Origin of the sequence: Rhizobium sp. BK212 (assembly GCF_014197475.1) — a bacterium.
In the GTDB taxonomy this organism is placed as follows: domain Bacteria; phylum Pseudomonadota; class Alphaproteobacteria; order Rhizobiales; family Rhizobiaceae; genus Rhizobium; species Rhizobium anhuiense.
Genome location: NZ_JACIFS010000011.1, coordinates 163333 through 183894 on the forward strand (window position 1 = coordinate 163333; position 20562 = coordinate 183894).

The 20562-nt window shown below is 62.6% G+C and carries 21 protein-coding genes; 9 read left to right on the plus strand and 12 right to left on the minus strand.

Features of this window, described 5'->3' with window-relative positions; translation table 11 throughout:
* Nucleotides 1-26 precede the first annotated feature (26 nt).
* The 9 genes from FHT79_RS27875 to FHT79_RS27915 all read left to right on the plus strand — a co-directional run bounded on the left by FHT79_RS27875 (nucleotide 27) and on the right by FHT79_RS27915 (nucleotide 8417).
* A complete protein-coding gene (locus tag FHT79_RS27875) occupies nucleotides 27-1073 on the plus strand; it encodes a Nit6803 family nitrilase (protein WP_097544526.1) in 1047 nt (348 codons plus the stop codon).
* Nucleotides 1000-2118, plus strand: coding sequence for an MSMEG_0568 family radical SAM protein (locus FHT79_RS27880; RefSeq protein WP_097544525.1), 1119 nt, complete (start codon nucleotides 1000-1002; stop codon nucleotides 2116-2118). The genes FHT79_RS27875 and FHT79_RS27880 overlap by 74 nt, the downstream gene beginning before the upstream one ends.
* Nucleotides 2115-2657, plus strand: a complete 543-nt coding sequence (locus FHT79_RS27885; RefSeq protein ID WP_183904539.1) for an MSMEG_0567/Sll0786 family nitrogen starvation N-acetyltransferase — start codon at nucleotides 2115-2117, stop codon at nucleotides 2655-2657. Before FHT79_RS27880 ends, FHT79_RS27885 begins: the two co-directional genes overlap by 4 nt.
* Before the next feature lie 2 nt (nucleotides 2658-2659).
* The gene (locus FHT79_RS27890; RefSeq protein WP_183904553.1) at nucleotides 2660-3634 is read left to right on the plus strand and encodes a sll0787 family AIR synthase-like protein; all 975 of its coding nucleotides are present in this window, start codon (nucleotides 2660-2662) and stop codon (nucleotides 3632-3634) included.
* Nucleotides 3631-4800: an MSMEG_0565 family glycosyltransferase gene (locus FHT79_RS27895; protein ID WP_028757315.1), complete on the plus strand. Its 1170-nt coding sequence runs from the start codon at nucleotides 3631-3633 to the stop codon at nucleotides 4798-4800. The genes FHT79_RS27890 and FHT79_RS27895 overlap by 4 nt, the downstream gene beginning before the upstream one ends.
* Nucleotides 4793-5080, plus strand: coding sequence for an MSMEG_0570 family nitrogen starvation response protein (locus FHT79_RS27900; RefSeq protein ID WP_028757314.1), 288 nt, complete (start codon nucleotides 4793-4795; stop codon nucleotides 5078-5080). The genes FHT79_RS27895 and FHT79_RS27900 overlap by 8 nt, the downstream gene beginning before the upstream one ends.
* 11 nt (nucleotides 5081-5091) lie before the next feature.
* Nucleotides 5092-6366, plus strand: a complete 1275-nt coding sequence (locus FHT79_RS27905; protein WP_097596004.1) for an MSMEG_0569 family flavin-dependent oxidoreductase — start codon at nucleotides 5092-5094, stop codon at nucleotides 6364-6366.
* Nucleotides 6367-6368: 2 nt separating this feature from the next.
* Complete coding sequence (locus FHT79_RS27910) at nucleotides 6369-7229, plus strand: Pnap_2097 family protein (RefSeq protein ID WP_183904554.1); 861 nt, start codon at nucleotides 6369-6371, stop codon at nucleotides 7227-7229.
* A 168-nt stretch (nucleotides 7230-7397) separates the two neighbouring features.
* Nucleotides 7398-8417, plus strand: coding sequence for a LacI family DNA-binding transcriptional regulator (locus FHT79_RS27915; RefSeq protein WP_183904555.1), 1020 nt, complete (start codon nucleotides 7398-7400; stop codon nucleotides 8415-8417).
* Nucleotides 8418-8434: 17 nt separating this feature from the next.
* On the opposite strand, the gene FHT79_RS27920 is transcribed toward FHT79_RS27915, so the two are convergent.
* The 12 genes from FHT79_RS27920 to FHT79_RS27975 form a co-directional block, all read right to left on the minus strand.
* A complete protein-coding gene (locus FHT79_RS27920) occupies nucleotides 8435-9445 on the minus strand; it encodes a zinc-dependent alcohol dehydrogenase family protein (RefSeq protein WP_063476326.1) in 1011 nt (336 codons plus the stop codon).
* Between the two features lie 56 nt (nucleotides 9446-9501).
* Nucleotides 9502-10290 carry an L-iditol 2-dehydrogenase gene (locus tag FHT79_RS27925; protein ID WP_132575751.1) on the minus strand — a complete coding sequence of 263 codons (789 nt, stop codon included), beginning with the start codon at nucleotides 10288-10290 and terminating at the stop codon, nucleotides 9502-9504.
* Between the two features lie 136 nt (nucleotides 10291-10426).
* A complete protein-coding gene (locus tag FHT79_RS27930; RefSeq protein WP_183904540.1) occupies nucleotides 10427-11485 on the minus strand; it encodes a carbohydrate kinase family protein in 1059 nt (352 codons plus the stop codon).
* Nucleotides 11485-12156 (minus strand): D-lyxose/D-mannose family sugar isomerase, encoded by a 672-nt coding sequence (locus FHT79_RS27935; RefSeq protein WP_132575755.1) that lies wholly within the window; start codon nucleotides 12154-12156, stop codon nucleotides 11485-11487. Before FHT79_RS27935 ends, FHT79_RS27930 begins: the two co-directional genes overlap by 1 nt.
* Nucleotides 12156-13310 (minus strand): Gfo/Idh/MocA family oxidoreductase, encoded by a 1155-nt coding sequence (locus FHT79_RS27940; RefSeq protein WP_183904541.1) that lies wholly within the window; start codon nucleotides 13308-13310, stop codon nucleotides 12156-12158. The genes FHT79_RS27935 and FHT79_RS27940 overlap by 1 nt, the downstream gene beginning before the upstream one ends.
* Before the next feature lie 22 nt (nucleotides 13311-13332).
* Nucleotides 13333-14157 carry an aldolase gene (locus tag FHT79_RS27945; RefSeq protein WP_063476321.1) on the minus strand — a complete coding sequence of 275 codons (825 nt, stop codon included), beginning with the start codon at nucleotides 14155-14157 and terminating at the stop codon, nucleotides 13333-13335.
* 154 nt (nucleotides 14158-14311) lie between these two features.
* Nucleotides 14312-15085 carry an SDR family oxidoreductase gene (locus FHT79_RS27950; RefSeq protein WP_127431224.1) on the minus strand — a complete coding sequence of 258 codons (774 nt, stop codon included), beginning with the start codon at nucleotides 15083-15085 and terminating at the stop codon, nucleotides 14312-14314.
* An 11-nt stretch (nucleotides 15086-15096) separates the two neighbouring features.
* The gene (locus FHT79_RS27955) at nucleotides 15097-15822 is read right to left on the minus strand and encodes an SDR family oxidoreductase (protein ID WP_097631221.1); all 726 of its coding nucleotides are present in this window, start codon (nucleotides 15820-15822) and stop codon (nucleotides 15097-15099) included.
* Between the two features lie 12 nt (nucleotides 15823-15834).
* Complete coding sequence (locus FHT79_RS27960) at nucleotides 15835-17130, minus strand: D-tagatose-bisphosphate aldolase, class II, non-catalytic subunit (RefSeq protein WP_183904556.1); 1296 nt, start codon at nucleotides 17128-17130, stop codon at nucleotides 15835-15837.
* On the minus strand, nucleotides 17130-18107 hold the full coding sequence (locus FHT79_RS27965) for a sugar kinase (RefSeq protein ID WP_047613539.1): 978 nt from the start codon (nucleotides 18105-18107) through the stop codon (nucleotides 17130-17132). Before FHT79_RS27965 ends, FHT79_RS27960 begins: the two co-directional genes overlap by 1 nt.
* A gap of 30 nt (nucleotides 18108-18137) precedes the next feature.
* On the minus strand, nucleotides 18138-19364 hold the full coding sequence (locus tag FHT79_RS27970) for an ROK family transcriptional regulator (RefSeq protein ID WP_183904542.1): 1227 nt from the start codon (nucleotides 19362-19364) through the stop codon (nucleotides 18138-18140).
* Between the two features lie 62 nt (nucleotides 19365-19426).
* A complete protein-coding gene (locus tag FHT79_RS27975; protein WP_028756851.1) occupies nucleotides 19427-20311 on the minus strand; it encodes a sugar phosphate isomerase/epimerase in 885 nt (294 codons plus the stop codon).
* Nucleotides 20312-20562 lie beyond the last annotated feature (251 nt).

Here is a 20562-nt window from a genome sequence, read left to right on the forward strand (position 1 = left end):
CCCGCCCGTCAATCGAGGATTTCGTCATGGAGAAAAAAATGAGCGTCCGGGTTGCCGCCGCGCAGATCGCGCCGGATCTGACCTCGCGCGAGAAAACCTTGGCCCGCGTGCTGGATGCAATTCGTGAAGCCGCGACCAAAGCCGCCGAGCTGATCGTCTTTCCCGAAACCTTCGTCCCCTGGTACCCCTATTTTTCTTTCGTGCTGCCTCCCGTTCTCTCCGGCAAGGAGCATGTGCGACTTTACGAGGAAGCCGTCACGGTGCCGAGTGCCGCCACCGATGCCGTCTCGGCAGCCGCCCGCGAGCATGGCATCGTCGTAGCGCTTGGAGTCAACGAGCGCGACCACGGATCGCTCTATAATGCCCAGCTGCTGTTTGATGCCGATGGCACACTCCTCCTCAAGCGTCGCAAGATCACCCCGACTTTTCACGAGCGGATGATCTGGGGCCAGGGCGACGCCTCCGGCCTGAAGGTGGTCGACAGCGCCGTCGGACGCCTTGGCGCGCTGGCCTGCTGGGAGCACTACAACCCTCTGGCCCGCTACGCCCTGATGGCGCAGCACGAGGACATCCATATCGCCCAGTTTCCGGGCTCGATGGTCGGGCCGATTTTTGCCGACCAGATGGAAGTCACCATCCGCCACCACGCGCTGGAAAGCGGCTGCTTCGTGGTCAATGCCACGGGCTGGCTGACCGACGAGCAGATCGCTTCCATTGCTCCCGACGCGGGCCTGCAGAAGGCCCTGCGCGGCGGCTGCATGACTGCAATCATCTCGCCCGAAGGCAAACACGTCGTGCCGCCGCTGACGGAAGGCGAAGGCATCCTGATCGCCGATCTCGACATGAGCCTGATCGTGAAGCGCAAGCGGATGATGGATTCGGTCGGCCATTATGCCCGGCCCGAGCTGCTGCATCTTGTCATGGACGGCCGCGCCACCGCGCCGATGGTCACCACCACCCAGCCATCCCTCCCAACAGCCGAAGCAAGGACCCTTTCCGATGGAGAATACGACACATCTGCCGACCGAGATTCTGATCAACGAATTGCAGTCCTACGGAGCCCGGCTCGTTGACCCCAAGGCCGGACATGAAAGCCGCCGCGGTGGTGCCGGACCTTCCGACCACAAGGCGCTGACCATTGACGGCATGACGGTGATGGTGCCGGTTCACACCGCACCTGCATTCGAGAGTCCCTATCTGGTGGAAAAGCCGGATGATATGGGCCGCAGCCGTATCAGCCGGGATGGCAGGGTGCTGGGTGAGGTTTCCTTTCCCTTGCGCCCACGCTTCTACGAGCGCTCGACCGCCGACGGCATTCCCTATTCGCAGATCGCGGTTCTGCACGGCAAGGACGTGCTCGCCACGACCGTGCTACAGACCTGCATCCGCTATCAGAGCCGCAGCAAGACCTGTCAGTTCTGCGCCATCGGCCAATCGCTGGCAGCCGGCCGCACCATCGCCCACAAGACGCCGGAGCAGCTCGCGGAAGTCGCCAAGGCCGCCGTCGAACTGGACGGCGTCAAACATATGGTGATGACCACCGGCACGCCGAAGGGCGACGACCGCGGCGCTGCGATCCTCGCCGACAGCGCCCGCGCCATCAAGGCGGCCGTCGATATTCCCATCCAGGCGCAATGCGAGCCGCCGGAGGACGATATCTGGTTCACCCGCATGAAGGAGGCCGGCGTCGATGCCCTCGGGATGCATCTGGAGGCCGTGACGCCGGAGGTCCGTGCCCGCATCATGCCGGGCAAGGCGCAGGTCTCGATCGCCAAATACATGGCCTCGTTCAGGGCCGCGGTGGAGGTCTTCGGGCGCGGCCAGGTCTCGACCTATATCCTGGCGGGGCTCGGCGACAGCCGTGAGGCCATTCTGGATATCTGCGAAAAGCTGGTTGCGCTTGGCGTCTATCCCTTCGTCGTGCCCTTCGTGCCGATTTCCGGCACGCCGCTCGAAAGCCACCCGGCGCCCAGGCCTGACTTCATGCACTCGATCCTCGGCCCCTTGTCCAGGATGCTGGTCGACAGCGGCTTGAAGGCCGTCGACATCAAGGCCGGCTGCGGCAAATGCGGCGCCTGCTCTGCCCTTTCCACCTATGAAAGGATGCTCACCAAATGATGCTCGAAGCCTTTGCTCCCTATCGCTCGAGCGAATTCCAGGTGAAATTCGCGACCTCCGCCTGGGAGCGCAGCCAGGCGCATGCGCTGCGCCGTGCCGTCTTCTGCGAGGAACAGCGGATCTTCGAAAGCGATGACCGCGACGCGATCGACGATTACGCCATCCCGATCGTGGCTCTCTCCATGCTGGGCATTGCCGCCGACCAGCTGGTCGGAACGGTGCGCATCCATCAGGCCGAACCCGGCATCTGGTGGGGATCAAGACTGGCGGTCCATACGGATTTTCGCAAGATCGGCGCCTTGGGGGCGACCCTGATCAAGCTCGCCGTGTCCTCCGCCAATGCGATCGGATGCCACACGTTCCTCGCCAATGTGCAGGTTCAGAACGGCCTGCTGTTTCGCAGGCTGCACTGGGATGTCATGGAGGAGTTCGAGGTCTATGGCAAGCCGCATCTCAGGATGAAGGCCGACCTTGCCTATTATCCGCCTTGCGTCACACCCGAGGCAGGCTTCACCGCCCTTTCCAGAAAGGCGGCGTGAAGATGGTCGCGATCGACATCAAGGCCCTGGCGGCCAAACTCTCGACGAGCGGCGGCATCGCCGCCAAGCAGGATATCGGCACGATCGCCGCAAGGCTCGGCCTGCAGGGGCAGCAGATTGCCGTCGGCGACGATTGCGCCGCGCTGCCCGAGGGCGACGGTCATCTGCTTTTTGCCATCGAAGGGTTCATGAACGAGTTCGTCGCCGCCGACCCCTGGTTTGCCGGCTGGTGCGGCGTCATGGTCAATATCTCCGACGTCGTTGCCATGGGCGGCCGGCCGATCGCCGTGGTTGATGCCGTCTGGGCCGATGGCGAGGCTGGCGCGACACTCGTTCTGGATGGCATGCGGGCGGCATCCAGCGCCTTTGGCGTGCCGATCGTCGGCGGCCACACCAATATCCGCACCGAACGCGGCCAATTGTCGGTCGCCATTCTCGGTCGCGCCAAGACACTGCTGACGAGCTTCGATGCAAGGCCGGGCGATGTGCTGGTTGCGGCGATCGACCATCGCGGCCGTTACCGCGAACCCTTCAACAACTGGGAGGCCGCCACCGATGCCGCGCCGGCGCGCCTGCGCGGCGACCTCGAGCTGCTGCCCGAGATCGCCGAGGCCGGGCTCGCGCTGTCTGCGAAGGATATCAGCCAGGGCGGCATCATCGGCACCGCCATCATGCTGGCCGAATGTTCGCATGTCGGCATCGATATCGACGTCGCCGCCATTCCCCTGCCGGCCGGTGTCGCTCTCGATCGCTGGCTCGTCACCTTTCCGAGCTTCGGCTATCTGCTCTCGCTCGCGCCGGAACATGCGGCCGATGTCGTCACCCGCTTCACCGCGCGCGGCATCAGCGCCTCGGTCATCGGCGCGGTCGTGGCTGGTGCCGAGGTCGCACTGGTCGATGGCGAGACCCGCGCAGTGGTGCGCAATCATGCCGAGACACCGCTGCTGCAGCTCGGTCGACAGGATGCCGCCGCATGAACCTTCCGTCGCACCGAACCTTGCGCATTGCGATGCTGACCCATTCCACCAACCCGCGTGGCGGCGTGGTTCATGCCATGCAGCTTTCGGAAGCGCTGACCTCGCTTGGTCATGAGGTGGTCCTGCATGCGCCCGATGCCAAGGGGGCGGGCTTTTTTCGTCAGCCCTCCTGCGGCACCGCCTGCATTGCCGCGGCGCCGGCATCCCCGAACATGACGGAAATGGTCGAGCAGCGGATCGCCGATTATGTCGGCTATTTCCGGAAAACCGGAGCCAATGGCTTCGACCTGTTCCACGCCCATGACGGCATTTCCGGCAATGCGCTGGCGACCCTCAAGCTGGAGGGCCTGATCCCGAGTTTTGCCCGCACCGTCCACCACATCGACCAGTTCGCCGATCCGCGCCTGATGGCTCTGCAGGATCGCGCGATCGATGTGGCCGATATCTTCTTCGCCGTCAGCCGCCTCTGGCGAGACAAGCTCAGAGAGGATCGCGGCATCGAGGCGACAATAGTCGGCAATGGCGTCGATACCAACCGCTTCTCGCCTGCCTGGAACGGCGAGCAGGTCGCTCTGCGCGACAGGCTGCAGCTCGGAAGCGGACCGATCTTCCTCAGTGTCGGCGGCATCGAGGCGCGAAAGAACACCCTCGGCATTCTCGAAGCCTTTCGTCAGGTCCGCGCCATCCGGCCGGATGCCCAGCTTGTCATTGCCGGCGGCGCCTCTCTCCTGGACCATGGCGACTATCAGGAGGAGTTCCGTTCTCACCTCGCCTGCCTCGGTCGGGACGCAGCAGCTGTGCATATCACCGGTGCGATCGCGGATGCCGACATGCCGAGCCTCTACCGGTTGGCGGATGCGCTGGTGTTCCCCTCGCTCAAAGAGGGCTTCGGCCTCGTCGTTCTGGAAGCCATGGCCAGCGGTATTCCGGTCGTGACATCCTCGATTGCGCCCTTCACCGAATATCTGGGTCCCGGCGATGCGATCTGGTGCGATCCGCATCATCCGGTCTCCATTGCCGAAGGCATGGCGCTGGCGCTGGTCGCACCGATCCGCGAGCAGATCATCCCCCGTGGTCTCGAGGTTGCCGCCCGCCATGGCTGGCACCAAACAGCAACAGCCCATCTTGCCCGCTATCACACGCTGCTGGAGGCCGACCATGCCTGAAATGCGGTTCGTCATTGCCTGGCCGGATGGCCGCAAGGAGACCTGTTACTCGCCCTCCCTGGTGATCAAGGACTATTTCGCCGAGGGCCAAAACTATCCGCTGGCCGACTTTCTCGATCGCAGCCGCACGGCACTGACCATCGCCAGCGACAGGGTCAAGGCGAAATACGGCTATCCCTGCGCATTGGCGCTCGGCCAGCTGTCGCGCATCGAACAGGCCGCCACTCCCTATCTCACCGACGCAGAGGCCGAAGTCCGCTGCGAAAGCTTCATCCTTTGAAAGGACCCACCATGACCACACCATCCCTCAAGAGCCATTACAGCGCGGTTGTCATCGGCGGCGGCCAGGCCGGGCTCTCGGCCTCTCACTATCTGAAGAGGCACGGCATTGATCACGTCGTTTTCGAGAAGAAGACCGTTGCGCATAAATGGAAGAACGAACGCTGGGACGCCTTCTGCCTGGTGACGCCGAACTGGCAATGCCAGCTTCCGGACCATCCCTATGACGGCACGGATCCGCACGGTTTTATGGTCAAGGACGAGATACTCGCCTATGTCGATCGCTTCGTGAAGAAGGTCGACGCGCCGGTCTTCGAGCAAACCAGCGTGACGTCGCTCGAAAAGCATGGCGGGCTCTTCCGGCTCGAGACCTCAGCTGGCGCGGTGACAGCCGATGCCGTGGTGATCGCCACCAGCCTCTATGCCGATCCGGCCATTCCGCGTGCGGCCGAGCGCCTGCCCGAGGACATCATGCAGATCCACACCGCCGCCTACCGCAATGCCGACCAACTGCCGGAGGGCGGCGTCATCGTGGTCGGCTCCGGCCAGTCCGGCTGCCAGATCGCCGAGGATCTGTATCTTGCCGGCCGCAAGGTGCATCTCGTCACCGGCAACGCGCCGCGTTGCGCCCGTTTCTATCGCGGTCGCGATGTGGTCGACTGGCTTTCCGATATCGGCCAGTACGACATCACCGTCGAACATGATGGCATGACGAAGAAGAAGCACGACACCAACCATTACCTGACAGGACGCGACGGCGGACGCGATATCGATCTGCGCAAGTTCGCCCTGGAGGGCATGGCGCTTTATGGCCGCATGTCCGGCGTCGCCGCCGGCCGGATGCTGTTCGAGCCGAACCTGAAGGCCAATCTCGACGGCGCCGACCGTGTCTATAACGGCATCAATGCCCTGATTGACCGGCATATCGCCGAAAAAGGCATCGAGGCTCCGGCTGGATCCCCCTATGTCCCTGTCTGGGAGCCTGAGGCGGAGATTGTCGAACTCGATCTGAAGGCGGAGGGGATCACCTCGGTCATCTGGGCCACGGGTTTCAGTCCGGATTGGTCCTTCGTCGGCCTGCCGATCTTCGACGGCAACGCCTACCCCGTTCACCGCCGCGGCGTTACCGTCGTCGATGGCGTCTACGTGCTCGGACTTCCCTGGCTCTGGACCTGGGGTTCCGGGCGGTTCCTCGGCGTCGGCAGGGATGCCGAACATGTGGTCGGGCATCTCGCAGCTCGGCTTTCGGCACAGGCATCCTCTCTCAAGCAAGCGGTCAGCGCCTGATGATGAGCGCAGCCGTTCTCGATTTTCCGCCCGCAGGACCTTCGGCACGCGACTTGATGGAACGTGCCCTTGATCCGCATGTGCTTCTCGGCATGCCGCATTTGAATGGAAACGGGCTGTCGGAGACCTGGCTGATGAAGGAACTCGGCCATCGTCACTGGCTGATGCTCGCCCGTCACCTCGGGCTCGACAATGCGGATTTCAGAACGGCCGATGGAGAGGAAGCCTATGCCGCGATCTGTGCAACGTCCCTGACGGATGCCCATTTCGCCATCGTGCAGGCAAATGACATTTTGACGATCCACTCGAAGCTGTCCGCAGTCTCGCGAACCCGAACGTCGACCCGACACGAGTTGTCTCTGCACGGACGAAGCGTCGGCGCGGTGGAACTGATCTCGACCTTCGTTCACAGAACGATCAAAGACAACAATCACTCGATCGCGCGTGTGACGTTGCCTGAGCGGCAGGGACGGCGCTTCCAGCCCAGTCCTCTGGCCCAGAACGCTGTGGACATCCGGAATGGACGGTTGGGCGCGCATTTCGGGTTTTCCGTCCTCGCTCACAGGGCGCTCCGAACCTTTAAGTTTGATCCCAGCGCTTCGCAGGAGTTCAACGGCGCAGGATTGTTTTATTTTGCCGAGTATCAGGCACTCGCCGACCGCGCCCTGGAAAACTGGTTTCCCCGCAAGGGACCGGTCGTCCGTAAGGACGTTTTCTTCCTTGGAAATATCGAACGAAATGAAAGTGTTTTCTTCGACCTTATCGATTTTTCCGACGAGCAAAAAACTGTCCATGGGCAGCTACGACGCGAGAATGGGAAAGTGATCGCCAAAATATTCAGCGCGTGGACATATCTTCGCTGAGTCATCGTCCCGCAATGCCTGCTTTGTGTCGTTTGAAACGGAGAAGGACAATGGGATGGCGAGCGGCGCGCGCTTGATGCGGCGTGCCGCTAGTGATCTAGTGGATGACAAATGGAGGTGAACTTCAGCAGTTCGGTTCATTCGACCGCCGGAAAGAAATACGAGCACGTGACGACCAGCATCAGACATATCGCCAAACTTGCAGGAACGTCGGTCTCTTCGGTCTCGCGCGTGATCAACAACAGCGGTTACGCCTCGCCTGAGCTCCGAGATCGCGTCGAGGCGGCGATCCGGACGCTGAACTACACGCCCAGCAAGGGTGCGCGCATGCTGCGCGGTGCGCCAAGCCGGATGATCGGGCTGATGCTGCCGTCGATCGACGTGCCCTTCTTCGGCATACTGGCCCATGCCATCGAACAGGAATTGTTTCAGCACGGCTATCAGACGCTGATCTGCAGCACGGCGGAAAATATGGAGCACGAGGCGCGTTATATCTCGATGCTGCTTGCTCAGCGCGTCGACGGCGTCATCGTCGCCAGCGCCTTCGGCAGCATAGAGCATTTCGGGGTGCTGCGGGACGCTCGCATTCCGATCATCGCCATTGACCGCGAGTTGAACGGCATCGCCGACGACGCTGTCATGGCCGATCACGAGGAAGGCGGGCGGCTGATGGCGCGCCATCTGATCGGCCTCGGCCACCGGGCGATCGCCATCGTCGGCGCGCCGGCGCACAGCCAGCCCATCCAGCTTCGCCTTCAAGGCATCACCGCGGAAATGGCGAAAAACGGCATCGCGCCTGCCGTCGTGGCAATGGCGGAAGAGCACAGCTTTGCCGAGACCTACCGGCTGGCGCGAGAATTGCTGGCGTCTCGGCCTGATATCACCGCCATCATCGGCACGACCGACGTTTCAGCGATTGCCGCCATCCATGCTATCCAGGATCGCGGATTTTCGGTTCCGAACGACTATTCGGTCGTCGGCTTCGACGACCTGCCGGAAGCAGCCTACGTCTTTCCGCGGCTGACAACGGTTGCACAGCCGATCCGCGATGTCGGGCAGCAGGCAGCACGCCTGTTGGAAGCGCTGATCGACGAGCACCAGACCGGGGACGAATCCCGACAGGCTGCGATCGTAAAGGTGCCGGTCACGCTGATCGAGCGCGATTCCACCGGCCCCGTCCGCAGTTGAGCAGGTGGGTCTCGAGGCTAAGGCCGGACGATGACCTTGATCTCGCCGGGCAATGGCGCGTTGCCCACCACCTCGGCGACCTGCTCGAGGCCGATGGTTCTGGTGACCAATGCATCCAGCTCCAACACTCCGCTGGCGACCATTGCCGCAGCGCGCGAATGGGTGAAGGGATTGAGGTAGGCCGGCCTGATATCGACTTCGTTTATCAGCAGATCGAAGGGCAGAACCGGCACCTCGACACCCGCCGGCGTCACCCCGAAAAGCACGAAGGCGCCACCGCGCCGCGCCATTTTCAGACCGCTTTGAAGCGTGTCGCTGACGCCGGCGCATTCGATGACCACGTCGGCGCCGCCTTTGGTGACCTCTCGAACGGACGCGATCGTGTCAGAAGAGGCCGGGTCGAAGGCGTGCGTCGCCCCCAGGCGCAGAGCCGTTTGGCGTCTTGATTGCTGCCGCGTGATCAAAATGATCTCGCTCGCCCCCGCCAGGCGGGCCAGCTGCACCATGAGCAGGCCAATCACGCCGCCGCCAAGGATGGCGACGCTGTCGCCAGGACGGATCCCTGCCTTGTCGATGGCGTGGAGACAACAGGCCAGCGGTTCGCTGAAGGCGCCGTGAACGGGATCGAGGTCGGTCGGCAGCACGAAGGCCTGCGCGTGCGGCACTGCCACATATTCGGCGAAGCCGCCATCCCGTGTCACACCGATGGCGGTCAGGCGCTCGCACAGGTTCGGCCGCGCCCGCGTGCAAGCCGGACAGGTGCCGCAGGCGATATTCGGGTCGACCGTCACCAACTCGCCGCCGGTAAACCGTGTCACACCATCGCCGATCTCTTCGACGATGCCGCAGAATTCGTGGCCCAGCGTGACGGGGATCGCCGTCGGATATTCGCCCTTGTACATGTGGCGATCGGAACCGCAGATGCCCGCGGCTGCGACCCGGACAAGCAGCTCGCCCGGCCCGGCGACCGGTTTTTCGACACTGCGCATGGTCAAAGACCCGATCGACTCCAAGCGTACAGCCTTCATTCCACTCCTCCAGAACCCCAAGTTCGATTGCCTATTGCTGCAGATGAAGCGAAGCGTCAGCTCATGACATTGCCGCCATCGACATTGTAGCACTGCGCCACGATGTATGCTGCATCGGGGCCGGCCAGGAAGGCTGCCATGGCCGCTTGTTCCTGGGGGGCGCCAAATCGTCCGGCGGGAACGGCGGCAGCCACGCGGCGCTTGACGTCGCCGGGTTTCAAACCTTCGCGGCTGCCGAGTTTTGCATCGACGACATCCCACATCGGCGTATCGACGACGCCGGGAGCGATGGCATTGACATTGATCCCGTAGCGGATCAGTTCCAGAGCGCAGCTTTGCGTGATGCTGATGACCGCCGCCTTGGAAGCGCAGTAGGCCACGGCAGGTCCTTCGCCACGACGTCCAGCCTGGGACGAGAAGTTGATGATGCGTCCACCTCCCCCTCTCTCCACCATGTGCCGGGCAACGGCCTGCGTCATGAAGATCACGCCTTCGATATTGACCTGAAATACCTTCGCGGTCCGTTCCCGGGATATGTCCAGAATGGACTCGACGTCGTAAATTCCGGCGGCGTTGACCAGGATGTCGATCTGACCGGCGGTTGATATAGTGAAGCGAACGGCTTCTTCGATGCTGTCCTGGCTGGTCACGTCAAGCGCCACACCCCAGGCATGAGGACCGATCGCCTGCGCCACCCGTGCGCATCGTTCACCGTCGAGATCCGCCACGACAACCCTGGCGCCTTCGGCGGCGAAACGTTCGCAGACCGCTTTGCCGATGCCGCTCGCGCCTCCCGTGACCAGTGCCACCTTGCCGGAGAGCCGTCCCGTTTCCGTATAGCTCATCGCCCTGCCTCCCTGGTCGCGGCCAAATCGGCAAAGGTGCCGTGCACGGCTGCCATATCGAATAGCTTCATCTCTGCTCCTCCATTCTGACTGGATGGTGATCGGCGCCGCGCTCTCGTGAGCCGACGCCGATGGGCTAAGCGGATTGCGGGTGCGTCTCCTTCGCCTCGCGAAGGAGGACAGACATGTCGGGGATGCCGTCGGTGGCCGTCGCACCCGCGAGGCAACGCGCAGCCGCAGCATGGGCGACGGCGCAGATATGCTCGACAGGCCAGTTCTCATGCAGGCCGTAGAGCACGGCGGCACAGAAGGCGTCTCCCGCGCCGACCGTGCTGACGATATCATGGGGATCGACGGGCCGTGACCGCGTCATGACCGGGGAAGCGCCAGGCGCAAACCAGAAGCAGATTTCCGGCGCATGGATGAGCGCACCCTTCGCGACGCCGGCGGCAAGCAGGCGCTCGCCCGCTGTCAAAAGCCCCGCCTCGACCAAGTCTCCCTTCGCATCGCGAACGACAACGCCGGTTGCCCGGCCCGCCTCCATCTCGTTGATGATCAGGTAATCGCAGAAGGGCAGAGCGACGCCGACCTTGGCTGCAAATTCCGGGTCCTCGCTCGATACGAAATCCACGCAGGTCGTCAGCCCGGCGCGGCGCGCGGCCTCCAGCAGGCGCGATGCTCCCGAACGGCCATCGGGGCCGATGCGGTCGAGACCCGGCAACAGCATGAGATAGCCGAGATAGAACAGCCGATAGCCGGCCTCAGCGAAGGTCGCGGGTGAGACATGTTTGTCGGTGACCGCATCGTTGGCGCCACCATGATAGAAGAAGGTGCGGTTTTGACCGGGCACATTCATGACATGCGTATGCGCCGTGACGCGGTCGGCCAGCGCCGTCAACCCACCGACATCGACGCCGGCGGTCGTAAGGCGGGCCTTGACGATCTCCCCGTCCTGATCAGCGCCGATGCATCCGGCCGCTGCCAGCTGTCCGGGAAATCCGAGCGAGGCCAGATCGGTGACGACATTAGCCGCCCCGCCCCCCACACCCAGATCCTGGTGCAGGATATGCGCAAGATTGCCCTGTTCGGGCCAATAGGACAGGGTGTGGACGCGATCGACGATGAAGTTTCCCGCGCAGACGATGCCGCCCTGCTTCCGACTGTCGCGATGTTGAACCTCCTCCCGGCTTCGCATCAGCTGGCTCCCTCGTTCCACAAGGGTCTGAGCGGCGGCTCGTCCTCCTCAATCGCGGCAAAGCGCCCGATCGGCTCCAGGAAGACATTATCGCTGTTGTCGTCGTTGACCTGGCTGACCTCGCCGACAAGGACGGGTCCGCCGCCTTTCCTGCCGTAGAAGCGGTGGTAAAGCCCGGTGCGGATCGTCACGCTCTGGCCGGGCTGGAGAACCAGCGGCTCCCATGCGGCGAGCCGGTGCGGCAGCCCGTCGACCGGAACCGTCACATCCTCCTTCAGCACATTGCCATCGGTATCGGTTGCGGCGAATTCGATGACGAGATCGCCGCCGGCGCGATTGATGATGTCTTCCATCTTCGCCGCATGCCGGTGCGTCGGCGTGACCTGGTCTTCCCCAACGAAGAGCAGCTTTTCGGCATAGGTCCGCTCCCCCTCGACATCAACAATGCCATTGCGCAGGCAGAACAGCACGAGGCCGCATTCGGCAAACCGGTTCGAGCCGAAATCGGTGACGTCCCAACCCAGCTGATGGGCGCGCAAATAGGCCGATGCCGCCGGGTGAGCGGCAAAATCCGCCGCCGTCCAATAGCCCCATGCCGGCAGGGACCAGTGCCAGCGCTCGAGGGTTTCGGTTGCCCGCCGCAACGCGGCGTTGATCTCGGAGCGCTGCATCAGGCTGACGCCCCGTCATATTCGACCGGCACCACGACGTCTTCGCGGCCGGCTTTGAGGGCAGCCGTCAGGACGGCATGATGCGCCTGCGCCTCCGCCGGCGTCGCGCAGCCGAAACCGTTGGCATTGCCGCCGGCGAGCTCGTCGACAAAGGCCGCCCACATCTGCTGTATGGCGTCGGCAAAACCGAATTCGAAGATCTTGCCTGTAATGGCTGGAAACAGCGAGCCATAGCCGAGATCCTCGGTGCTCCAGGCCTGCGCACCGCCATTATAATCCATCCATTGCCACTGGCGCGGCGACTTCGTGCTGAAGAATGCGCTCTTCTTCATGCCGAGAACGCGGATGTACCAGCTGTTGGATTCGCCGGGCGCGATGCGCCAGGTTTTCAGCACCATCGGAAAATCCTGATCTGCAGTGCGCACGCGGCTGCTGATCGTGGCATTGTCCCAGGTGGTGCAGGGCAGCATGCCGCCCTTGCCGTCGGGACGTTCGGTGACCTTTTTGACCAATTGCGCATGCAGTGTGGTCGGGCGCCAGCCGAGACGCAGCGGCACGTGCAGCACATGCATGCCGAGATCACCCATGCAGCCATAATCGCCGTTGATCTCGGCCATCCGCTTCCAGTTGATCGGCTTCTGCCGGTCGATATCCGAAGAATGCAGGAACCCCGCCTCGACTTCGAGGATATCTCCCATCTCGCCGCTTTTTGCGAGCGCGATGACCTTCTGTGCACCGGGGAAGAACGGCATTTCCGACGAGCAGCGGACCAGGAGGTCGGGATGCTCGGCTAGAACCGCCATGATCTCCCGGTTCTGAGCGGCGTCCATGCCGAAGGGCTTTTCACCGAGAAGATGTTTTCCGGCCTTCAGAACGTCGATATAGAATTGCTGGTGCAGCACATGCGGGACGGCGCAATAGACCGCATCGACCTCGGGATTGGCCAGAAGCTCCTTATAGTCGGCGGTGAACTGGCGAACAGTCGGCACATGATCCCTGAACCAGTCGAGCAGCGTCGTGTTGGTGTCGCAGACGGCGACGATTTCCGGTCGCGCCTTCACATCAGCCAGGTGCAGCCAGCGCGCCGCGGCACTGGCGAATTCGCGTCCCATCAGACCGCAGCCGATGACGCCGAAGCGGAATGTTTTCGTCATGACATCTCCTCCCAGCCGCGCGTCAGCCGATATGCAGCGAGGCTTGCTCGACCGAAGCCTTGTCATGGACGATCGCCATCAAAGCCCGCGTCATGCCGCCGGGATTGTTGTGTTGAATGACGTTGCGGCCATAGACGATGCCACGGGCGCCCTGCTCCATCAACTGCTTGGTACGGACCAGGATTTCCTGATCCGAAACCCGGCCGCCGCCGCGCACCAGCACCGGCAGGCCTTGAGCGATCTCGACCACGCGGTGATATTCATCGACATTGTCGCAGGGGTCGGCCTTGATGATATCGGCGCCGAGTTCGGCCGCCTGGCGCACAAGCGGCAGGATCTTGTCGATCGCGCCGTCGACCATATAGGCGCCCTTGGAATTGTCCTGCATGACCAGCGGCTCGACCATCAGCGGCATGCCGTAGATCTCGCATTCGCGCTTCAGGCTGTTCACATTGCGCACACAGGCGCGGTAGACCTCCGGCTGGTCCGGCAGCATCAAAAGATTGACGACGACGCAGGCCGCGTCCAAGGCAACGCCCTGCTCCACCGCCCTGTCGATCATTTCGGAAAACAGCTGGGACGGCAGCGGATTGCCGTAGATGTTGGCGATATCGGTGCGCAGCACCAGTGCCGGACGATGTTTGCCGGGGATCGCCTGCAGAATGGGTGCCGTTCCCGGCGGAAGCTGGATGGCGTCGGGCGCGGCTTGCGCGATCACCTCGATGGCCGTCTTCATGTTCTCGATGCCGGCGAGGAACGTCCGTTCATTGAACATGCCGTGATCGATGGCAACGTCAAAACAATTTCCAGACACGCCGAAAAGTCGGTTCAACCGTGCGGACTTCATGAAGCTCCTCCCAGATATGGCAACGTTTCCACATTCGAATAAATGGAGCGGAATTGCGAGTCAAGAAAATGTGGTAACGTTTCCACATGGTTGATTTGTCGGCTGCCGACCTTCCAGTGCGGACGAGGCGCCCCTCGCGCCTGTCCCGCAAGGATTACCAGCAGGTGAAACCTGCATCGACATTGACGATCGCCCCGGTCATCAGGCTGGCGGCGCCCGATGCGAGGAAGAGGACAGCACTTGCAACCTCCTCCGGCGTTCCCATCCTCCCCATCGGCGTGTCGGCGAGCCAGAGCGGAATCCGCTCGCGATTGGCTTCGACGGCGACCACCATCGGTGTCTCGATATAGGTGGGTGCGACGGCATTGACCCTGATGCCGTGATGCGCCCACTCAGCCGCCAACGAGCGCGTGAGGTGATGGACCGCCGCCTTGGAGACGTTATAGGCCGTCTGAGGCTGAGGCCGGTTGCAGATGTGCCCCGACATCGAGCCGAGGTTCACGATGGCGCCGCGTTTCAGCGAAATCATGGGACGACCGAAGGCGCGCGAGCACCAGAAGACGCCGTTGAGATTGACGTCCATCATGCGCAACCAGTCGGCGTCGGTGAGATCCTCCGCCGGGATGCCGCTCTGGCCGATGCCGGCATTGTTGACGAGGATCGTCGCCGGCCGGCCTGCATCGGCAAGCTCGGTCGCGATCGCTTCCATGCGGGCCGCGTCGGTGACGTCGCCGACCCGGACTTCGATGTCGTAGCCTTTGTCGCGCAACGCAAGCGCTTGCTCAGCGTCGGCCTCGCTGCGTTCGATGACGACGACGGCAGCACCCGCCTCCGCCAGCGCCTCGGTGCAGCAAAGGCCGATCGCGCGCCCTCCGCCGGTGACCACCGCGCGTTCGCCGACAAGGCGAAATTTCTCCTGGTAGCTCATGTTCGGCTCCTTCAGATGTCGAATGCGCTTGGAAGCACCACGATATCGCGGATGGTGACGTTGCGCGGCCGGGTCAGCATGAAGATGATCGCGTCGGCGACTTCCTTGGGCTCGATCAAAGCGCCGGCCTCCTTGGCCTTGCGAAGGTTTTCTTCCGGCCAATCCGCCAGCAGAGCGCTGATCACCGGCCCTGGAGAAACCGACCCCACGCGAATGCCATTTTTCAGGAGCTGGCGTCGCATCGTCTGGACGAAGCACGTCATCGCCCACTTCGATGACGAATAGACCGGTTCCCACGGAATCGCCGAATGTCCGGCGACCGAGCTGGTGACGACAATGTCGCCAGTGCCGCGTTCGATCATGTGAGGAATGACATTTCGAACGTTCTTGATGACGACGTTCACGTTGAGATTGAGCATCCGATCGATGGTATCGAGGTCGGTTTCCATCAGGTCGCCGCCGATATAGGTGCCCGCATTGGCATGCAGAATGTCGAGTTTGCCCGTCTTCGACAGGACGCCCTCGAGCAGTCCCGCGCACTGGTCCGGATCCAGCAAGTTGATCACCAGCGGAATGGCGCGCTCGCCAAGCCGTTCGCAAACCGTCTCAAGCGCCTTCTGATCGCGGTCCACCAGCACGACCGTCGCGCCTGCGGCGAGCATCGCCTCCGTCGAAGCAAGGCCAATACCGGATGCTGCACCCGTGACCGCTGCGATCTTCCCATTCAGTTCCGTCATCGATTTCTCCTCCTATCTTGATGCTGATTGCTCATTCTTTCCGACGCCGCAGGCGGCGTGATAGTCCGAAAGACTCCTTGTCACTCTCCAGACCAAAACCTGTTCCGGATCGAGCGGCGCATCCGCGAAGTGCCGCGCGGCCGGCATATGCTGCCAAAGCAATGGCAGCGGTACGGATTGACCTCGAAGGGCCCCGCACAGGCGCCGGACGGCATCTTGCGCTTCAGCCGACGCCCAGTAGTAGCGGATACGGTCGGAGAGCGAATAGTGCCGCAGCCACCGCTTCTCGCCGTCGGTTCCGTGGTAGTGGCGGCTCCAATTGCCGGGCTGATCGAGCATCAGCGTTTCCATCGCCGCATAGAGCGGGCGCTCCCCGTAGTCGGGCAACAGATCGGACGCGATCGCATCCAGCGCATAGAGCGCCTCGCGCAGGACGAAGGTCAGCTCCGGACCGACTTTCAGAATGGGAAACCCGTCCGCCACCAGCGCGGCCAACGGCCGGGTGCCCTGATAATCGGTCGAGTGAGCCTCGAACACGAATTGCGGCTCCTCGGCGAGCACTGATTGCAGCGCCTCGATCTTGCTGCGGTTATAAAGGATGACATTGTGATTGCCGAACTCGACACCCGGCTGAACGACCAGCCCGATAGCGCGTCCGAACGCCTCCGTTAGGCCCTCCTCGGCAAAGACCCGGCGGTGGACATCGATCGTCTTCAGCGCCGCCGCTGCAGCCGTCGGCTCGATCGTCGTGAGGGCATGGTCGGCTCCACCCGGCGGCGGCACTTCGGTGCCGATGACGTAAACCGGCATCGCGCCGCCGGCCTTTTTCGCCGAGGCCTCGGCGACAACAGCCAGCCGGGCGGCGCGATGGGCGGTGGTTTCGTCGTCGAGCGCCACCGGCTCGCCCTTGCAGCCCATCGAGGCGTCGAGGTGGATCTTGCGGAAACCGGCCTCGACATAGGCGGCAACCATCTTCTCCGCTTCGGCCATGGCCTCTTCCGCCGGGCGGTCGCGCCAGGGATTGGGGCCGAGGTGATCGCCGCCGAGAACGATCAGTTCTTCGGGGCACGCCTCCTCGGCCGCGATCTTCATGACGAGAGACGCGAAGTCGCCTGGCGTCATTCCGGTGTAGCCGCCGAGGTGATTGACCTGGTTACAGGTCGCCTCGATCAGGACGGTGCTTTCCTGTTGCCGCCCGTGCCGGAGTGCTGCCCGAAGTACGATCGGATGAGCGGAGCATACGGAGGTCACGCCTTTCGGGCGGCCTTCGATCCTCAGTCTGGCCAGTTCGTCGAGGTGCACCTGCATCACGGCCGCCTTTCCGTTGAAGCAATAAATGCATCGAGTTCCTGCCGAGTGCCGGCGCCTTCCATCGGACCTAGCACCGTCACATTGCGGGCGCCGGCGGCGGAAGCATAGGTCAGCGCTTGCTTCTGAGACATTCCGAGCCGCCGGCAGGTGAGATAGGCTCCGCCGAAGCAGTCGCCGGCGCCGGTCGGATCGACCTCACGAACGACGAATGCCGGAGCCTCGATGCGGTCTCCTTGCCTGCCGAAATAGGTCGCGCCGTCGGCGCCGCGCTTCAGCACGATTTCCTTGACGCCCATCTCGAATAAGCGGCGGATTGCTTCCGCCTCGCCTTCGACACCTGCGGCGCGTTCAAGCTCCTCTCCGGACGGCAGAAGCAGATCAGCCATGGCAACAAGCTTGGAAAACCGGCGCTCGGTGTCCTCGTCCAGCTTCAACTCCTTGCGAATGTTCGGATCCACCGAGAGCGTTCCCCCGCGCGCCTTGACGATATCGACCGCCTTGTCGATCACCTCGCGCGCACTGGGGACCGACAGAGCCGAGCCCATCACGTGAAGATGCCCGCTCCGATCGATGAGATCGCCGACCGTTTGAGACCAGCCGAAGCGCGCGGCTGCCGATGTGGCGATGTTGTAGACGAAATCTCTGGAGCCATCCTTGCGGTAGCGGACAAACGCGCTTCCCGTCGGATAGTCCGGATCGATCGAGATCGCCGAAACGTCGACGCCGTCGCGTTTGAGGCGATCGGTATTCACCCGGCCGAAATCGTCATCGCCGACAGCGCCGACCATGGCCGACTTGCCGCCGAGCCGGCCGCATTGCGAGATGAAGATCGCCGGCGCGCCGCTCGCAAACGGACCGACCAGCGGCTGGGCTTCGAGAAATCCGTCTCCGACCGTCGTGGCGACGATCTCCACAAGGATCTCGCCTACGCAAATCGTGGGACCAAGCGCGTCCGGAGCCAGTACTGAAGCCATTTGCAATCCTGCTTTCGATAGTTCTTGTCGTCAACTCGTCGCCGATTGGACCGGCGCACCGTCCTCGCTGCCGAACTCCTCGCTCTCCAGTGACAGAAAGCGCTGGTGCAACATGCATGCCGCCCCGAAGGCGGAACCGAACTCCGCATCACTGTCCACGACGATCTCAGGCGTGGGGAAAGGGATGTTCTGGCTCTCCGACATGTGGACCGCCACGCGGGCAGCGACCATCGGGTAGAGGGATGCCACGGAGCCGCCCAGCACGATCCTGTCCGGGTCGAGCAGGCGACAGGCTTGCAGCAATGCGTAGGCGAGATGGCGCGACCAGGTTTCGGCGATGTTGACGGCAGCCGGGACACGGTCACGAACGTCGCCGAGGAAATCCTGCAGATCGGCGTTCTCGCGGCCGACAGCCTCGCGATACTGCCTGATGAGCACCTCGCGACCGATCAGCTGTTCAAACTTCTGACCACCGCTTCCCGGCACCAGGGTGTGGCCGATTTCTCCCGCCAGACCGTGGCCGCCACGAAACAGTTTGCCATCGATCATGATGCCGCCGCCGACGCCGGTTTCCATGAGCAGGAACAGGGTCACTCCCGCGGCGCCGTGGCGATAGCTGTCACCGATCGCGAAGGCGTTGGCGTCGTTTTCGACCGTGATCGGGACGGCGGCCGGGACAACGGCCAGGAAAGCGGATCGGCCAATCTCCTTCAACGGCACGTCCCGCCAGCCGATGATCGGTGCCAGGGTGACAAAACCATCCGGCCGGATATGGGCCGGCGTCGATATGCCGAGACCCTTGCACCTGCCGATCATCCTCTTCGCCATCACGCCGACAATGAGCTCGACACCCTGCGCCACCGCCTCCTCCACCGTCGAAGACGGTGTATCGAACGCCATTTTTCGACAGGCCCGGACTTCTGCGGAGAGATCGATGACGGCTGCCGATATATGCTCGACGCCGATCTCGATTCCGACGAAGAACGCGGCATCGGGAACCAGTTCGAGCATGATGCCCGGCCGCCCGGCGCGGGAGGGCTCCGAGCGCTGCTTGCCGCTCTCGTCCGATTCCTGAACGAACCCGCCTTCCGTCAGTTCGGCGACGATCTCTCCCGAGGATGAACGGTTCATCCCGAGCTTGCGGGCGAGATCCGCCCTGCTGAGGCTTCGGTGAGCGTAGATCGTCTGCAAGGCGGCGACGATATTGTTCTGTCGGATCCTGCGCGGCGAACTTCCGATGGAGACGGTGTCGTTCATATTTCAATTCCCTTCAAGTCGCCCAACCCTTACACGACTGGAACAGGCTGTCAGAAGGATAATTAGGGCCGCGCGTTTGTGGCGCGGCGGCGCTTGGCCTCGTCATATTTCAGCTCGATGTAGCGCTTCGCGTGTGCTGCAAGCGGATCATTATCCTCCCAGGTGTCGCGCCAGATCGCGCAGGCGAGCGACAGGCCCTCGTCGACGACCGTCGTCGAGAAACTTTCGAATACGATGTCGCGCCTATAGTCGATGTCGAGCAGCGCGTCGAAGATCAGATCGAAGTTGATGACGCCGTCGCCGAGGTAGCCGCGATTGCTCTCGCCGATGTGGAAATAACCGATCTTGTCGCCGGCGAGACGGATCGCCGCGGCCGGATTGGCTTCCTCGATGTTCATATGGAACGTGTCGAGATGGAGACGGACATGCTCCGATCCCGTCTCGGCGATGAACTTCAGCCCCTGCGCCGTGGTATTCAGCAGGTTCGTCTCGAACCGGTTGACGACCTCCAGCACGAGGTCGACGTTTGCCTGCCTGGCGACCTCGCCGGTCGCGGCGATCGCGGCGACGCTGTTGTCCCAGCCCTTCCTCGTCGGCTGGCGATTGTATTTGGTGTGGGCGGAATAGAGAATCCCGCCGAGCTTGTTGCCGCCGATATCGCGGACCGCCCGAACGGCGTCGGCCAGCGTCTGCTTGCCGGCGGAGACAGCAGACATGTCCTCGCTCGATACGTCCTTGTCGAGCGGCAGACCCATCGTCACGCCAATCTCGACGTCAAGGGATTGGGCAAGCTTCGCCAGTCGATCGAGGTTGAATTTCTCGGGGCGCAGATAGGCAAATTCGATGGTGCGATATCCGTGTTCGGCCGTCTTGTTCAGGGCCATCTCCAGCCCCTCCTGCGTTTGGCCACCTGTCCATACAAATGAATGGATACCCAATCGACGCATAGCCTTTTCCTCCGCGAGATGCTCTTGATCGCGGACAGTGCTATGCCATTTAGTTTGGTGAGGCAACAAATAATTTCAGCGGCTAACTTTTTGCTGCTTCGCAAAATTTCTTTGCAATGCAATATATTATGCCGTTTTTGCGCTTACCCTGCCTCTCACCAGAAATTAGTTTCTGCAGAAATCAATGGGATAGGCTCATGATTTGCATGTTTAGACAACAAATGTTGCGCCGCCGGTTTTTTTAGCCTACA

What these genes read in the sequence shown, in the direction of transcription:
- FHT79_RS27905 (WP_097596004.1), top strand. Translation starts at nt 5,092, where the DNA reads ATGACCACACCATCCCTCAAGAGCCATTACAGCGCGGTTGTCATCGGC.
- FHT79_RS27895 (WP_028757315.1), top strand. Translation starts at nt 3,631, where the DNA reads ATGAACCTTCCGTCGCACCGAACCTTGCGCATTGCGATGCTGACCCAT.
- FHT79_RS27970 (WP_183904542.1), bottom strand. Translation starts at nt 19,364, where the DNA reads ATGAACGACACCGTCTCCATCGGAAGTTCGCCGCGCAGGATCCGACAG.
- FHT79_RS27975 (WP_028756851.1), bottom strand. Translation starts at nt 20,311, where the DNA reads ATGCGTCGATTGGGTATCCATTCATTTGTATGGACAGGTGGCCAAACG.
- FHT79_RS27910 (WP_183904554.1), top strand. Translation starts at nt 6,369, where the DNA reads ATGAGCGCAGCCGTTCTCGATTTTCCGCCCGCAGGACCTTCGGCACGC.
- FHT79_RS27930 (WP_183904540.1), bottom strand. Translation starts at nt 11,485, where the DNA reads ATGCGAAGCCGGGAGGAGGTTCAACATCGCGACAGTCGGAAGCAGGGC.
- FHT79_RS27885 (WP_183904539.1), top strand. Translation starts at nt 2,115, where the DNA reads ATGATGCTCGAAGCCTTTGCTCCCTATCGCTCGAGCGAATTCCAGGTG.
- FHT79_RS27925 (WP_132575751.1), bottom strand. Translation starts at nt 10,290, where the DNA reads ATGAGCTATACGGAAACGGGACGGCTCTCCGGCAAGGTGGCACTGGTC.
- FHT79_RS27920 (WP_063476326.1), bottom strand. Translation starts at nt 9,445, where the DNA reads ATGAAGGCTGTACGCTTGGAGTCGATCGGGTCTTTGACCATGCGCAGT.
- FHT79_RS27875 (WP_097544526.1), top strand. Translation starts at nt 27, where the DNA reads ATGGAGAAAAAAATGAGCGTCCGGGTTGCCGCCGCGCAGATCGCGCCG.
- FHT79_RS27935 (WP_132575755.1), bottom strand. Translation starts at nt 12,156, where the DNA reads ATGCAGCGCTCCGAGATCAACGCCGCGTTGCGGCGGGCAACCGAAACC.
- FHT79_RS27965 (WP_047613539.1), bottom strand. Translation starts at nt 18,107, where the DNA reads ATGGCTTCAGTACTGGCTCCGGACGCGCTTGGTCCCACGATTTGCGTA.
- FHT79_RS27900 (WP_028757314.1), top strand. Translation starts at nt 4,793, where the DNA reads ATGCCTGAAATGCGGTTCGTCATTGCCTGGCCGGATGGCCGCAAGGAG.
- FHT79_RS27940 (WP_183904541.1), bottom strand. Translation starts at nt 13,310, where the DNA reads ATGACGAAAACATTCCGCTTCGGCGTCATCGGCTGCGGTCTGATGGGA.
- FHT79_RS27880 (WP_097544525.1), top strand. Translation starts at nt 1,000, where the DNA reads ATGGAGAATACGACACATCTGCCGACCGAGATTCTGATCAACGAATTG.
- FHT79_RS27950 (WP_127431224.1), bottom strand. Translation starts at nt 15,085, where the DNA reads ATGAGCTACCAGGAGAAATTTCGCCTTGTCGGCGAACGCGCGGTGGTC.
- FHT79_RS27955 (WP_097631221.1), bottom strand. Translation starts at nt 15,822, where the DNA reads ATGACGGAACTGAATGGGAAGATCGCAGCGGTCACGGGTGCAGCATCC.
- FHT79_RS27960 (WP_183904556.1), bottom strand. Translation starts at nt 17,130, where the DNA reads ATGCAGGTGCACCTCGACGAACTGGCCAGACTGAGGATCGAAGGCCGC.
- FHT79_RS27945 (WP_063476321.1), bottom strand. Translation starts at nt 14,157, where the DNA reads ATGAAGTCCGCACGGTTGAACCGACTTTTCGGCGTGTCTGGAAATTGT.
- FHT79_RS27890 (WP_183904553.1), top strand. Translation starts at nt 2,660, where the DNA reads ATGGTCGCGATCGACATCAAGGCCCTGGCGGCCAAACTCTCGACGAGC.